Here is a 15,117-nt window from a genome sequence, read left to right as displayed (position 1 = left end):
GAACATCACGATGACGAAGACGGCGGGGCATCCCGTTCTCACGGCCGCCCGCCCGGTGTCCGGCACCGGGTCCGCGTGCGGGACGTCGGGGGAACTGGTCCAGGGAGTAATCCCGGAGGGCGACTTCATGGTCACCTTCCCGATCGACCTGGAGGTGCACGCCGAGGCACGGACCTCGCCCGCCCCCGGGCTCGAGGTGTGGCCCCAGCACAAGGTGAAGGCACGGTCCGCCGTGCTCTCCCTGCTGCGCATGCTGGGCAAGCGGCCCGGCCCCGGTGAGGGGGTACGGGTCCAGATCTCCTCGCCGATACCGGACGGCAAGGGCATGGCCAGCAGCTCGGCCGACATCGTCGCGGCCTGCCGGGCGGTGGCCGACCTCCACGGCGTCGAGCTCACGGACGAGGTGCTCGCGGCACTGGCGTGCGGCGTGGAGCCGAGCGACGCGGTGATGATCGAGCACCCCGTGGTCTTCGACTTCCTGCGCGGCCGGGTGCTGCGCGATCCCGGGCGGCCGCTTCCGGTCCTGGCGGTCGTCGTCGACCCCGGCGGCAGCGTGGACACCGTCAACTTCCGCCGGCTCCCGTACGACGCGGAGGAACGCGAACTCATCGGACGGGCCCATGACATGGCGGTCGGCGGGCTGCTGACGCAGGACCTGTCGGCGGTCGGGGCCGCCGCCACCATCAGCGCCCGGGTCAACCAGCGGCGCCACCCCAAGAAGGCCCTGGAGCAGCTGCTTCCCGTCGCGCTCGGCCACGGCGGCCACGGGGTCTCCGTCGCCCACAGCGGCACGACCCTCGCGATGCTCTTCGATCCGCACGACACCCGGCGCGCCCACGAAGCGGCGCGGGAGGCGGCTGCGCTCGCACCCACCGCGCAGATCTCGTTCCTCCGCGGCAGGACACCCGTGACGCCGTCCTGACGCCGCACCGACCCGCAGCCACCGGCTACCAGCTACCAGAGAGGACGCTCCATGGCAGGAACCGCGCCGAGGGCCGTCGCCATCGGCGGGATCGGGGCCGACGCCCACTCCGTGGGCCTCACGATTCTCCGGCAGGCCCTGACAGGCAACGGCTACGACGTCCACTTCATGGGCACACAGAACCGGCTCGAGGACTTCTTCGAGGCGTCCGCCCGTGCCGACGTCGTGATGATCTCCTGCATGGACGGCCATCTGCGGCACTATCTGCGGGAGTTCGTGGATCTGCGCCTCAAGTACGCGCACACCGAGGCGCTCTGGTACGCGGGCGGCAACCTCACCCTCGGCGATCCCGAGCGGCTGCGGGCGGACGCCCGGCGCATCGGCTTCCGCCGGGTGTTCCCCAAGTACGTCGACCTGCCCACCGTACTGGCGTGTCTGACCGAGGACCTGGCGGGCCGTCCGCCCCGCCGCGCCGCACCGCCGCCCGCCCCCCGGGTCGGCGCCGGCCCGGGGCCGGTCCCGGTACCGGCGGACCGGCGGCTGCCCGTCGCCGACTTCCTCGCCGAGCGCGAGGAGGTGCTGGAGACCTGGCACACCGGCCAGGGGGCACGGGACCTCGAGGACAACGCCGCGTTCCTGCTCCGGCAGCCGTCGTTCCCCCGGGCGCACCTGCCGTCGCGCGAGCGCACGCTGCCGATGCTGATCCAGCCCCGGTCGGGCGTCGCGCTCGCCGCCGATCAGCGGACCGCCTTCGTGGAGCTGCGCCGGTCGGGTGCCGACGTCCTCTCCTACCAGGTCGACTCGCTCACCCGTAACAACGCCTACGCGATGGCGGCCGACGCGATCGCCGAGAGCAAGGAGCGCGGGACCTCGACGCTCAACGGGTTTCCCATGGTCAACCACGGGGTCGAGGTGCTGCGGCGCATCATCTCCGAGGTCGAGGTGCCCCTGCAGACCAGACACAGCACCCGCGATCCCCGGCTGCTCGCCGAGATCTCCTGCGCGGGCGGCGTCACGGGCTACGAGGGCGGCGCGATCACCTACAACGTCCCGTACTTCAAGGACTACCCGCTCGCCGATTCGCTGCGCCGATGGCAGTACGTCGACCGGCTGTGCGGGCACTACGCGGAGGAGTACGGAGTCGTCATCGACCGGGAGTTCTTCGGGACGCTCACCGCCGTACTGATCCCGCCCAGTCTGGCGATCACGGTCAACCTCGTCGAGGCGATCCTCGCCGCCGGCCAGGGCGTGCGCTCGGTGTCGCTCGGCTACGCGGAGCAGGGCAACCGCTCCCAGGACGTGGCGGCGATCCGGGTGCTGCGCGAGCTCGGCGAGAAGTACCTGGCCAACCTCGGTCACCACGGCGTGCAGATCAACACGGTGTTCCACCAGCACATGGCGGCCTTCCCCCAGGAGCTCGGCCGGGCACGGCAGCTGATCGTGGGATCGGCGGCGTCGGCCCGGCTCTCGGGAGCGTCCCGGCTCATCGTGAAGACGCCCGTGGAGGCGACCAACATCCCCACGGTCGCCGACAACAGGGAAGGTCTCGCGCTGAGCCGGCTGAGCGCGGCGTCGGCGGAGTCGACGCCCCTGGACGAGCGGCGCGTCGACGAGGAGACGACCGTGCTGCGCTCCGAGGTCGAGCAGCTCTTCGAGAGCATCCTGGTGGCCGGGGACGGCAGCCTCACCGAGGGCGTGACCAGGGCCTTCGAGCGCGGATACCTCGATATCCCGTTCGCGCCCAGCCGCTGCAACCGGGGTGCGGTGCTGACCGCGAGGGACGTGGACGGTGCGGTGCGCTTCCTGGACACCGGCCATCTGCAGTTCTCGTCCGACATCGTGGAGTTCCACCGCGAGCGGATGGCCGAACGCAAGCGGTCCTCGACCCCGCCGGTGAGCGACGACTGGCAACTCGTGGAGCTCGATGTCCTTCAACTGCCGTCCGGACGATACAGGAGCTGGCCGTTCGATGTCTGAATCGCCCACCACCCCCCACCGCAGGCTCGGCGTGCTCGGCGGAATGGGCCCCGTGGCCTCCGCCCAGTTCGTCTCCTCCGTCTACGACCACTGCGGCGGCGCACGGGAACAGGACTTCCCCGCGCTGGTACTGCACTCGGAGCCGGCGGTCTCGCCGAGGACCCCGGCGACCATGGACGCCGGCGAGTCGCCCGTGCTGACCCGCATGGTCACCGGCCTGACCAGGCTGGTCGACTGCGGGTGCGAGGACATCGTCATGTGCTGCATGACCTCGCACCATCTGCTGCCGCGCATCAGCCCCGAGCTGAGCGGACGCGTCATCTCCGTCCTCGACGTGGCCGTGGACGAGATCGCGCGGCGCGGCGGCCGCCATCTGCTGCTGTGCTCCACCGACTCCCGCGCCCTGCGCCTGTTCGAGCGCCACCCCCGGTGGGAGCGGGCGGAGCCGCACGTGGTGATGGCCGAAGCAGCGGAGTACCGCACGCTCCAGGACGCCATCCAGGACATCAAGACCAACAAGGGGCCCGACCGGGCCGTGGACTGGATCACCCGTCATCTCAAGGAGACCGGCGCGTCCTCCGTCATCGCCGGATGCAGCGAGATCCACGTCCTCAGCCGACGGTGGGGCCATCTCATCGACGCAGACGTACTCGACCCCTTCGACGTGCTCGCCCGGGCCGCGGCCGACGGGCGTCTCGCCGACTACCGGTACACAGAGAGCGAGAAGCACTGATGGCAGACCGTTTCACGATCAGCCCGGCCGCCGGTGCGGCCCTGCGGGAACGCGCGGTCGCCCCGGACACCGCGCTGGACGCCTGGCCCGCCGACCCGCCGGGCGCGGCAGGCCCCGAGGTGGCGGCCCTCGCGGCCGGCATCATCGAAGCACTGCGCGAAGGACCCGGCTACGCGGTCGTGGAGACCGGAGTGGACGGGCTGGCGGACCACGATCTGTGCACCCTCTACTGGAATCTGTTCACCAGCGTGTTCCGGCCCACCCCGCAGTACCGCACCGGTGAGCTGATCTATCCGGTCGAGGTCAGCCCCGGGCTGCCCGCCGTCAGCCACTACTCGGGGTCGAACCAGGCGGGCGGCTACCACACCGACGGCACCCTGCTGCCCGAACCCCCCGAGGTGGCCTGCCTGTTCGGGCTCTCGGCGGCCGAGGGCGGCGAGACCCTGATCATGGACGGCAACGAGCTCGCCGCACAGCTGGACGCGCTCGACCCGGCCCATCTGCGGGCCCTGACCGAGCCGGTGCACTTCGACGTCAACGGCCAGATCGACGGCCTGGTCACCAAGCGCCAGCCGGTGTTCCGCGCCGCCGCCGACGGGAACGGCTTCGAGCTGCGCTATCTGCGCATGTACATCGAGCAGGGCTACGACAGGGCCGGTGAGCCCCTGCCCGTCGGGCTCACCGCCGCCATGGACGCCTTCGACAAGATCTCCTCGCTGCCGGAGAACCAGACGCCGGTGCTGCTGCGCCGCGGGGTGGCCCTGCTGTGGAACAACCGCCGTATGCTGCACGGCCGCAGGCCCTTCCACGAGCAGGCGTCGTCGCGCCGGCTGCGCAGACTGTACGGGGCGTACGACCCCGCCCGCCGCCCCGGCCACGGCGACGGGAGCCGATGATGCCCGCCGTCGCCCTGAACACGTCCGCCCCCGTGGCCCCCGCCGCCCCGGACGCCCGGACCGGCGCGGTGACCCCGGCCGTCTCCCTCGCCGGGGAACTGCGCCGCGGCGGGTTCGCCCCGTTCCTGGCCACCCCCTGCGGCATCCTCGCCCCGCTGCTCTGCGCGCTTCAGGACGAGGGGCCGCTGATCACGGTCAGCCGCGAGGACAACGCCGTGGGGATGGCCGCGGGGTGTGCCATCGCCGGTGAGGCCCCCGTGGTCCTCATGCAGAACTCCGGTCTCGGCCAGTCGGTCAACGCGCTGGCCTCGCTGGTGGTGCCGTACGCCGTCCCGATGCTCCTGGTGGTGAGTCTGCGGGGCACGGACCTCGACCACACACCGGAGAACACGGTGATGGGCCGCATCACCCAGAGCCTGCTCGACGGCATGGACATCCCCTGGACCCGGCTGGTGCCGGGCGCGGACACGGCAGGGCCCGTCGAGCGGGCCCGCCGCACCGTCCTGGAGGAACGGCGCACGGCCGCCCTGCTCGTCCCACCCGCGCTCTTCGGATGGACACCATGAACAAGACCGAGGCGATCCGGCTCGTCATCGACGGCACCGACACCGAGCCGGTGGTCTTCACCACCGGATACGCCTGCCGGATCGCCCGTCACCACCGGGACCGGGAGAGCCACTTCTACATGACGGGGTCCATGGGGCTCGCCGGTCCCATCGGCGCCGGGATCGCGCACAGCACCGGCCGCCCCACGGTCGTGGTGGACGGTGACGGCAGCCTGCTGATGAACCCGGCCGGGCTGGCCACCGCGGCCGTCACACCGGGACTGCCCCTGCTGCACATCGTGCTGGACGACGCGGCGTACGCCTCCACCGGGGGCCAGCCCACCCAGGCGCCGACCGCCGACTTCTGCGGCCTGGCCAGGAGCTTCGGCTACCGGTCGGTCACCCGGGTGGAAGAGCCGGGCGACCTCTCCGCCGTGCTGGGTGCGCTGCTGTCGGACCTGCGAGGACCCTCCCTCGTGCACTGCGTACTGGGCGAGGCCGACCTTCCGGTGCCCCCGCGGGTGGAGGGCGATCTCGCGGCGCACACCCGGCGGTTCAGCCGCAGCGTGCGGTTCCCGGCCGGGCGGGCCGGCGCCGCATGACCCGCCGGACGCGCCTTCACGTTTCTCATCGAGAGGGAAAGCCATGAGTACCCGTCAGTGGTACGCCGACGGCCGCCTGACATCGCAGCACCGGGTGCCGGTCGACCGGATCCGCCATGAGCTCGGCCGTGCCATGGACGATCTGGACTATCCGACGGAGCCCGCGTCGCTGCGTCCCGTCGTCCTGACGGAGCAGGCCTACGACGCGATCTTCCAGGCCGGCAGCCGCCTGCTCCGGCTGCTGCGCAGGACGCTGATGGAGCGTGCGGACACTCCCGCGGGCCGGATCGCCGCGCTCGGCGCCGACCCCGACGAGTACCCGCTGTGCATCGAGGGGCCTCTGGAGGACCGCTTCGCCACCTGCATGTCCCGGCCGGACGTGGTCATCGACGCCGACGGGCCGAAGTTCGTCGAGTTCAACGTCGGCGGCGGCGTGGGCCGGGTGGTGGACACCACGCTCGCCACGTCCGCCTGGGTCACGGCGTTCGGCGGCCGGGACGCCGCCCCGTTCACCACGCCCGACGCGATGGCGGTCCGTGACGCCTTCTTCCTCCGTACGGCACGGGAGCTGGGGGTGCGTCCCGCGGTGGCCCTGGTCGGCACCGCACGGGACGTCCGGGCCACGACCACCCGCCACTTCGACCTCCAGGTCGACTCCATGCGGCGAAGCGGCCTGGAGGCGGAGTTCTTCGAGCCCGAGGGCCTGCTCCAGGCGCTCCACGGCAACGGTGAGCTGTCCTACCCGCTGGGGCTGCGGTACTTCACCGTCCCGGAGTGGCGCCGGCTCGGCATCGACCTGGCCGAGATCCGGGCCGCGCTGGACGCGGGCTGCCTGCTGCTGGCCACCCAGACCGCGTACATGATCGCCAACAAGAAGGTCATGGGCTGGCTGTCCGAGGGGCGGCCCTGGATGACCGCGGACGACCGCGCGCTGGTCGAGCGCTATCTGCCCTGGACCCGGGTGGTCACCGACCGCAAGGTCGAATGGCGCGGCCGGCAGTGGTCGCTTCCCGCGCTGCTGCTCGGCGAGCGCGAGCGGTTCGTGCTCAAGCTCGGCACCGGCATCAAGGGCGAGGAGGTCCTGATCGGCCGGTTCTGCGAGCGGGCCGAGTGGGAGGCGAAGGTCGCCGAGGCCGTGGCCGGGGGCGATCACATCGCGCAGGAGTTCGTGGAGACGATCCCCTGCCGCATGGAGTTCGCCGACGACCGCGGCCCCGGCTCGTACGAGGCGGACGTCTACCCGGTGTTCGGCCCCTACATCTTCGACGGCCGGGCCGGCGGCCTCGGCGTCAGATACCTGCCCGGCGGACGGCAGGGGATCATCAGCGTCCAGAAGTACGGGGCGCTGCCCTCGGTCGCGGTACGGGGACGGAGCGCCTAGATGTCCGCCCTGCCGTACACCGAGGCCCCCGTCCGTCACCGGCAGGGCGCAGGCGACGAGCGGTACCGCCGTGTCCTGGTCGCGGTCATGTTCTTCGCGGCGATGGGCAACGGCATCCTGCTCACCGCCGGCGTCCTGTACTTCACTCGTTCGGTGCATCTGCCGGTGCAGCAGGTGGGCCTCGGGTTCAGCATCGCCGGGGCCTTCTCCATCGGCGCGACCGTCCTGATCGGTCACCTCGCCGACCGGCTCGGGGCCCGCGCCGTGTGCGCCGTGGTCCTGCTGACCGGAAGCGCGGCCACGGCCGCGTTCGCCTTCACGGAGAGCTTCTGGCCGTTCGTGTGCGTCGCCTGCCTGTCCGGCTCCGCGCGCTCGGCGCTGCCCGCGGCCACCGGGCCCGTCGTACGGCGCTACGGCGGTGAGCGGCCCCAGTCGCTCCGGGCCGTGCTGCGCACGTTCTTCAACCTCGGGGTGTCCATCGGCGCGCTGGTGGCCGGGGTGGCCGTGCAGGCCGACACCCGTACCGCGTATCTGACGGCCGTCTTCGTCGCGGCGGCGTGCTATCTGCTGGCCGCCGCGCTGACGCTGCTCATCCCGCCGCTGCTCCCCGGGCCCGCCGAGGAGGGTCCGCGCTGGGTCGCCCTGCGCGACCGCCCCTATCTCGTACTGACCGGCCTGGTCGGGTCCATGGGCATCCACTACCGCGTACTGAGCGTGGCCTTCCCGCTGTGGCTGGTCAGGTACACATCGGCGCCGGTCGGCCTGGTGACGGTGAGCGTGCTGATCAACACCGCCATCGTGGTGCTCGGCCAGGTCCCCATCAGCCGTGGGGTCGACTCGCCCGCGCGGGCCGGGACCGCGCTGCTCCGGGCCGGACTCACCTTCCTGGTGGCGTGCGGGCTGATGGCGGCCGCGGCGGGTCCCGGTTCCTGGTACGCCGTCGGGCTGCTGTCCCTCGGCGTGGTCGTCTACACGGTGGGTGAGCTGTGGCATTCTGCGGCGGGGACCGAGATCTCGTACCAGCTCGCGGCTCCGCAGGCACAGGGTCAGTACCTCGGAGTCTTCGGTATCGGCATGGGAATCGCCGACGCGATCGGGCCAGTACTCTTGGTAACTCTGTGTATCGGCTGGGGAGTTGCGGGTTGGTTCGTCGTCGGAGGCGCTCTCGCGCTGCTCGGGCTGCTGTCCCCGGCCGCCGTCCGCTGGGCGGAGCGCCATCGCTGATGCCGCACCGACGCCCGGGACCCGGTCCCCACAGAGGTACGACACCGCATTCGCCCGGCGCCCCGGGGCGCCAAGGGCCGTACAGACACCGAGGAACCACCACATGAAGACCGACAACTCTCCGCCGCGCGGCACCCGAGACCTGCTGCCGGGCACGGTGGCCCGCAGGGACCAGGTGCTGGCCACCATCGCCGGTGTGTACCGGCGGTTCGGCTACCAGCGCATCGAGACGCCCGCACTGGAGGACCTCGCCCGGCTGACGGGCGGTCAGGGCGGTGAGAACGAGAAGCTCATCTTCCAGATCCTCCGGCGCGGTCTGCCGGACCGCGTCGAGGCCGGCACCGACCTGGGGTCGCTCACGGACTTCGGCCTCCGCTTCGACCTGACCGTCCCGCTGACCCGCTTCTACGCGGCCAACCACAGTGAACTGCCCTCGCCGTTCCGCTCGTTCCAGTTCGGGCCGGTCTGGCGCGCCGAGCGACCGCAGCGGGGCCGCTACCGGCAGTTCTACCAGTGCGACATCGACATCGTCGGCGAGCCGTCGATGCTCGCCGAGCTGGAGCTGATCGAGGCCACCACCGAGGCCATGTCGGCGGTGGGGCTGACCGGTTCGACGGTCCGCATCTCCGACCGGCGCTTCCTGAGCGCCCTCGCCGCCCAGGCCGGTCTGCCCGAGCAGTCCTGGCCGGAGTTCTTCATCGGCCTGGACAAGCTCGACAAGATCGGATGGGACCGGGTCCGCACGGACCTGACCGAGAACGCGGGGCTGCCTCGGACCGCCGTGGACGCCGCGCTCGGCTGCGTGCAGCAGCTGGAGGGGCTGCCCAGGACCAAGTTCATCGACGCCCTCGCCGACGCACTGCCCACCCTGGGCGAAGAGGTGCTCGACGACCTCACGGTCACCGTGGCCGAACTGGGCGCCCTGTCGGAGAACGCCCCCTGGTCCTGGTCGTTCGACCCCACGCTCGTCCGCGGCCCCGGCTACTACACCGGTCAGGTCTTCGAGGTGGGCCACCCGGACTTCCCCTCGTCGATCGCGGGCGGCGGGCGCTACGACAACCTCATCGGCCGCTCCCTGGGCAGGGACGTACCCGCGTGCGGCTTCTCCATCGGCTTCGAGCGGATCATCGACCTGCTGCGGCTCACCGCCGACGACGACGTCGTCGCGGTGCTGTACGAGACGGACGTCCCGCGCACGGAGGTGCTCGCCGCGGCCCGCCGGCTGCGCGAGGAGGGCAGGAAGGCCGCGGCCGTCCCGCGGGGCGGGAAGTTCGCCGCCCAGCTCCGCCGCCTGGAGCAGTGGGGCTTCTCCGGCTTCGTCCACCTGAAATCCGATGCCGCGGGCGCCTCGGCCGACGCGGACGCGGACGGTACGCGGGCCTCGGCTGTCCGGCCACTCGGCAAGGAGCAGCCCGCGGGCTGACACCCGTACGTCAGAGCAGCCCCGGTCCGCCACATGACACACGGAGGGAAACGGCCATGACAGAGACGGTCGGCCGACAGTCAGTGATACCGCGTCAGGCATTCGGGCCCTGGCCAGGACCGCCGTCCGCCGTCACCCGGTCCGAGGGCGACGGCGCCCGCCCGGGGACCGGCTGGGCCGGACCGGGCGAGGCGCGGCCCGTGGCGCTGCGGCTGAGCGGCGATCTCGACCTGGAGGCCCTGGAAGGCGCCGTACGGGACGTACTCGGCCGCCGGGAGCTGCCGGCCCACGGGGACGGCGCGGGGCACCCGGCGTCCGGCACCGGCGCGTCGCCGGACGGCTCCGCGCTGGTCGCGTCCGTCCCCGTGCCCGGGGCGTCGCCGCCGCACCTGGCCGATGCGGTGGCACGGGAGGCGGGGCGGGCGCTCGATCCGGCCGGGCCGCCGGTCAGGGTCACGGTGTTCGGGGTCGCTCCACGGGACCACGTACTGCTGGTGGTCTGCGACCCGGCGGTGCTCGACGCCCCGTCGGTCCGGCTGCTCCTGGACGAACTGGCCCACGCCTACGGCGTCAGGACCGGCACCCCGGAGCGGCCGGCCGGTCCCGGCGCCCTCGGTGCACCGGGGCTCGCCGCCGCCCGCCCGGCGGTGGACCCGGAGCGGACCCGGCGGGCCGTCTCCTGGTGGACGGAACACCATGCCGGGCTGGAACCGATGCTGGACCTGCCCACCGACCGGCCGCGGCCCGTCGAGTCCGACGCCCCCGTGGCCGCCGACGTCCCCGTCGTGGTGCCCGCGCCGCTGCGGGACCGGGTGGCGGCCCTGGCCGATGAGGCCGGCGCCACGCCGTTCGCCGTTCTGCTCGCCGCCTGGCAGGCCCTGTTCGCCCGCGTGTGCGCGACCGACGACGTGCCCGTGGCGGTGCCCGACCCGGGGCGGCGCCAGCCCGGCGGCGACTCCGCCGTGGGCGCGCTGAGCAGCGACGTCGTGCTGCGCGCCGGTCTCGGCGGCGATCCGTCGGGACGAGACCTCGTCGGGCAGGTCGGCCGCACGCTCCGCGACGCCGCCGAGAACCTGGGGCCGAGCGCCGCCGGCCGGCCCTTCCAGATACGGCTCTCGGTGGACGGGCCACGACCCGCGCCGCCCCGCTTCGGCGAACTCGACGTGACCGACCACGAGTTGGGCGCCCGGACCGCCGTGTGCGAGTGGGACCTGGCGCTGCGGGAGGAGCACAGCGAGCTGCGCGGTCATCTCTCCTACCGTGCCGACCTGTTCACCGAGCGCACCGCCGAGCGCCTCGTCACCTGGTACCTCGCCCTGCTGGCGGGCATGACGGAGCGTCCCGGCGCGCCCGTGGGCTCCGTGCCACTGGAGCCGGTGACCGGGCCGCTGATCGTGGGTCCCGAGCGCGACTACCCCGTTCACCGGCCGCTCCACTCCTTCATCGAGGAACAGACCGACCGGGTCCCCGACCGGCTCGCCGTCGTCGGCCCCGACGGGCAGCTCAGCTACGCCGCCCTGGAGCGGCGCGCGAACAGCATCGCGCATCTGCTGGTCAGGGCCGGGGTCACGGCCGAGCAGCCGGTGGCCGTGCTGCTCGAGCCCAGTGTCGACCTGGTCTGCGCACTGCTGGGCATCCTCAAGGCGGGCGGCGTCTACCTCCCGCTGGACGTCACCTACCCGGCGGCCCGGATCGACGACATGGCAGGGTCGGCCGGGGCACGCACCGTCCTCACCACCCGGGAGTTCGCCCCGGCCGCGGCAGGATCCGGCCGCCGGGTGATCGCCCTGGACGACCCCGCCGAACTCGCCGGGCTGCCGCAGGACCGCCCCGAAGTGCCGGTGGCGGGCGACCAGTTGATGCACATCATCTACACGTCCGGTTCGACCGGACGGGCCAAGGGCGTCGCCGTCGAGCACCGCAGCGTCGTCAACTATGTGCACGCCGTGCTGGAGCGGCTCGGCGATGTGCGGGGGGCGTCCTTCGCCGTGGTGTCGACCCCGGCCGCCGACTTCGGTCTGACCTGCGTGTTCGGTGCGCTCACCACCGGTGGCACGGTGCATCTGATCGCCCGGGAGGTCGCCATGGATCCCCGCGCGTTCTCCGAGTACCTCGCCGAGCGTCCCGTGGACGTGCTCAAGTGCGTACCCAGCCATCTCGAACTGCTGACGGCCCGCGGACTCGTCGCCCAGGTACTGCCCCGCAAGCTGCTCGTGATGTCGGGTGAGCCCTGCCCCTGGTCGCTGGTCGACCGGGTCGAGGCGGCACGGCCCGACCTGCGGGTGCAGAGCCACTACGGGCACACCGAGAGCACGATGGTGTCCTTCGTCTGCGAGACCGCGGCGATCCCGCCCGAGGAGCGCACCGGTGTCGTACCGATCGGGACGCCGCTCGCCAACCTCCGCGGCTATCTGCTGGATCCCGCGGGCCGGATCCTGCCACGCGGCGTGGCCGGTGAGCTCGTCGTGCGCGGGCCCGGCGTCTCACGCGGCTACGTCGGCCGTCCGGAGCTGACGGCCGACCGGTTCGTGACCGACCCGATGACCGGCGAGGGGCGCTGCTACCGCAGCGGGGACCGGCTGCGGCACGACAGCGACGGGACGCTGCGCTTCGTGGGGCGCACCGACGACCAGGTCAAGATCCGTGGGTTCCGGGTCGAACCGGGCGAGGTGACGGTCGCGCTGCGCGCCCTCCCGTCGGTCGCCGAGGCGGTCGTACTCGCCGTCGGAGAAGGGCAGTCACGGCGCCTCGCCGCCTGGCTGGTGCCGCGGTCGGGGCAGACGATCGACGTCGAGGGCGCCCGGGCCTCCCTGCGGGAACACCTGCCCCCGTACATGGTGCCCGCCTCCTTCACGGTGCTGGAGCGGCTGCCCCTCACCGCCAACGGCAAGATCGACCGGGCCGCGCTCGCCACGTCGCAGCCGTCCGGTTCGGGCTCCCGCGCACCGCTGCTCACCCCCACGGAACAGCGGATCGGGGCCGTGTGGGCCGAGTACTTCGGCCTGGAACAGGTAGGCGCCGACGACGACTTCTTCGTCCTGCAGGGCGACTCCCTGGCCGCCGCGGAGCTGGTCCGTGCCATCCACCCCCGGCTGCGGGTCATCGACCTGCTCGGCAACCCGACCGTCGCGGAACTGGCCCGCTTCCTGGACTCGCGCGGCCTCGCGGGGGAGGGGGGTACCGGTGGACCCGGGGACGTTCGGGACGAACACGCGGCGGAGAGCCTGCTCTTCCGGTTCCGCGGCCCGGCCGTGGCACGCCGCCCCGCGGCCACCGTCGTCTGCGTCCCGTACGGCGGTGGCTCCGCCGCCGTGTACCAGCCGCTCGCGGCGGCCCTGGCCCGGCGGGACGTGGACTGCGTCGGCGTGGAGCTGCCCGGCCACGATCCGGCGCGCCCCGGAGAACCGCTGCTCGGCATGACCGCTCTCGTCGACCGGCTGGTGACCGAGATCATGGAGAGCGTCCCGGGTCCCGTCGTCGTGTACGGGCACTGCGTGGGCACGGCGCCCGCGATCGCCGTGGCCCGCCGCCTGGAGGACGCGGGCCGTACGGTTCTCGCGGTGGTCGCGGCCGGCGGGTTCCCCGTCGCGCAGCTGCCCGGACGGCTTCCCCGGCTGATCGGCAGCGTGCTGAGCGGTCACCGGTGGGCCTCGGACCGGCTGCATCTGGACGCGATACGCGCCGGGGGCGCGCTCAGCGGGGAGATGGATCCGCAGACCGTGCGGACCGCGGTCGGCAGCACCCGCCACGACAGCCGGGAGGCGCGCGAGTGGTACAGCCGTGAGCTGGCCTCACCGGACCGCCGCAGGCTGCGCGCGCCGGTCCTGGCCCTCGTCGGGGAGGCGGACCGGGTCACCGATCTGCACGAGGAGCGCCACACCGAGTGGCTGGCCTTCACGGAGCGCGTGGAACTCGCGGTGCTGCCGGGTGCCGACCACTTCTTCCAGCGCCACCAGGCCGAGGAGACCGCGGACGTCATCGCGCGCGGACTCGCCGGCTGGACCGCGCGGAGCGACCGCCCCGCGGCCGGGTCCGCCCCGGCCGCAGGCGCGGCGCCCGGCCGGGACCACAGCGCGAAATGGCACCGAGGGGCCCGCGCCTACCAGGCGCTGACGGCAGGTCACTTCGCCGCGCTGGCCGGAACTGCCCTGGCCGCGTTCGGGCTGGTGGTGCAGGCGTACCGGAGCGATCCGGGAGGCGCGGGCGTGGGCTGGCAGGCGCTGTGCGCGGTGCTGCCGCTGTTCCTGCGCAGGCCGCTGGGGCGCCTGCTGGCCGACCGGGTCGACCGGCGTACGGTGCTGATGTGCTGTGACCTCGGTGCGTCGGCGGGCTTCGCCTGGTGGCTGGCCCGGGGCGCCGGGGGGAGTACGCCGCTGTGGGCCGCGTGTCTGCTCGCGGGTGCCCTCTCGGTCTGTGCCGCGGTCCGGCAACCCGTCTGCTTCTCGGCCGCGGTCCAGGTGGCGCCCAAGTCCTGTCTCGCCCAGGTGAAGACGGTCGCCCGGGCCGGCGGCGCCCTCGTGGGCCTGGCCGCCGCGTCGGCCGGAGCGGCTCTGTACGCGTCGGGCGCCCCGGACAGGGCACTGCCCGCGGTGTGCCTGGCCGCCGCGCTGACCGGGCTGGCGGTCAGCTGGGCGGTCCGGGTGCCGCCGGCACTGTTCCGCAAGCGGGACGAGCCGTTCGGCCGAGCGGTCGCGGGCGGCGGGCGGTTCCTGGCCCGGCGGCCGCAGTTCGCCGCCCTGGTGGCGTCGGCGGCGGTCGTCCACTGCGCCGACGCCGTGCTGGGCCTCGCGGCACTGCGCCTCGCGCTGAACGGCACTTCGGCGGCCTCGGCAGGGCTGACCGTCGCCCTGGCCTGCCTGGCGGTCATCGGCGGAACCGCGGCGATGGTCGTCGGTGGCGGCGCCCGCCTGCGTGCGCGGGGCATGGCGCTGTCGGCGCTCGGCGCCGGCGCGGGCGGCCTGCTGATCGCCTCGGGCGCCTCGTCCACCGTGCTCCTGCTGTGCGGCGTCGTCATCTGGAGCGCCTGCGCGGCGCTGCGGCAGGCGCACTGGTCGGCGCTGCTCGCGGTGAAGGCGGGCCGGACGCTGGCCGGCCGGGTGAGCGCCGTGCACACGGTGCTGACCGCGGCGTCCCTCGCGGTGGGCGGGCTGCTCTCGCTGCCCGTCGCGGCGGGCGGTCAGAGGGCGCTCGCGCTCACGGCAGCCGTACTCCTCGCGGGCTGGGGCGCCGGGTGGCTCGCCGTCCTGCGCCTCCGGCCGCTCGAGGACCGGCTGCCCGACGTCTCACCGGGCGCCCTGGTCGCGCCGAGCCTGGACGAGGAGCAGCGGAAGGCCGACGCGGTCTATCTGGCCAGGGCCGCCGAACTGTCCGGGAACCGGGCGCAGTCCGCCTGACCCACCCCTGTCGCAACCGAA

At 73.3% G+C, this 15,117-nt stretch carries 10 protein-coding genes; all 10 read left to right on the top strand.

Annotation, left to right across the window (positions count from 1 at the left end; genetic code table 11):
• The first annotated feature begins 10 nt into the window (after positions 1–10).
• The 10 genes from ACFYZB_RS22090 to ACFYZB_RS22045 all read left to right on the top strand — a co-directional run bounded on the left by ACFYZB_RS22090 (position 11) and on the right by ACFYZB_RS22045 (position 15,096).
• Entirely contained in the window at positions 11–922 is a 912-nt protein-coding gene (locus ACFYZB_RS22090; RefSeq protein ID WP_388761150.1) for a kinase, read from the top strand.
• Between the two features lie 51 nt (positions 923–973).
• The gene (locus ACFYZB_RS22085; protein WP_388761147.1) at positions 974–2,899 is read left to right on the top strand and encodes a methylaspartate mutase subunit E; all 1,926 of its coding nucleotides are present in this window, start codon (positions 974–976) and stop codon (positions 2,897–2,899) included.
• Positions 2,892–3,632, top strand: coding sequence for an aspartate/glutamate racemase family protein (locus ACFYZB_RS22080; protein ID WP_388761144.1), 741 nt, complete (start codon positions 2,892–2,894; stop codon positions 3,630–3,632). The genes ACFYZB_RS22085 and ACFYZB_RS22080 overlap by 8 nt, the downstream gene beginning before the upstream one ends.
• Positions 3,632–4,528, top strand: a complete 897-nt coding sequence (locus tag ACFYZB_RS22075; protein WP_388761141.1) for a TauD/TfdA family dioxygenase — start codon at positions 3,632–3,634, stop codon at positions 4,526–4,528. The genes ACFYZB_RS22080 and ACFYZB_RS22075 overlap by 1 nt, the downstream gene beginning before the upstream one ends.
• Positions 4,528–5,094 carry a thiamine pyrophosphate-binding protein gene (locus tag ACFYZB_RS22070; RefSeq protein ID WP_388761138.1) on the top strand — a complete coding sequence of 189 codons (567 nt, stop codon included), beginning with the start codon at positions 4,528–4,530 and terminating at the stop codon, positions 5,092–5,094. Before ACFYZB_RS22075 ends, ACFYZB_RS22070 begins: the two co-directional genes overlap by 1 nt.
• Positions 5,091–5,675 (top strand): thiamine pyrophosphate-dependent enzyme, encoded by a 585-nt coding sequence (locus ACFYZB_RS22065; RefSeq protein ID WP_388761135.1) that lies wholly within the window; start codon positions 5,091–5,093, stop codon positions 5,673–5,675. Before ACFYZB_RS22070 ends, ACFYZB_RS22065 begins: the two co-directional genes overlap by 4 nt.
• 43 nt (positions 5,676–5,718) lie before the next feature.
• On the top strand, positions 5,719–7,056 hold the full coding sequence (locus tag ACFYZB_RS22060; protein WP_388761132.1) for a hypothetical protein: 1,338 nt from the start codon (positions 5,719–5,721) through the stop codon (positions 7,054–7,056).
• The gene (locus tag ACFYZB_RS22055) at positions 7,057–8,280 is read left to right on the top strand and encodes an MFS transporter (RefSeq protein WP_388761130.1); all 1,224 of its coding nucleotides are present in this window, start codon (positions 7,057–7,059) and stop codon (positions 8,278–8,280) included.
• A 103-nt stretch (positions 8,281–8,383) separates the two neighbouring features.
• Complete coding sequence (gene hisS, locus ACFYZB_RS22050; RefSeq protein WP_388761127.1) at positions 8,384–9,703, top strand: histidine--tRNA ligase; 1,320 nt, start codon at positions 8,384–8,386, stop codon at positions 9,701–9,703.
• 56 nt (positions 9,704–9,759) lie between these two features.
• Positions 9,760–15,096 (top strand): amino acid adenylation domain-containing protein, encoded by a 5,337-nt coding sequence (locus ACFYZB_RS22045; RefSeq protein WP_388761124.1) that lies wholly within the window; start codon positions 9,760–9,762, stop codon positions 15,094–15,096.
• The last annotated feature ends 21 nt before the right edge of the window (positions 15,097–15,117 follow it).

The sequence above is a fragment of the Streptomyces sp. NPDC001852 genome, assembly GCF_042891825.1.
In the GTDB taxonomy this organism is placed as follows: domain Bacteria; phylum Actinomycetota; class Actinomycetes; order Streptomycetales; family Streptomycetaceae; genus Streptomyces.
Note: the sequence above shows the minus strand (reverse complement) of the source record. Positions and strands in the feature narration are given on the sequence as shown.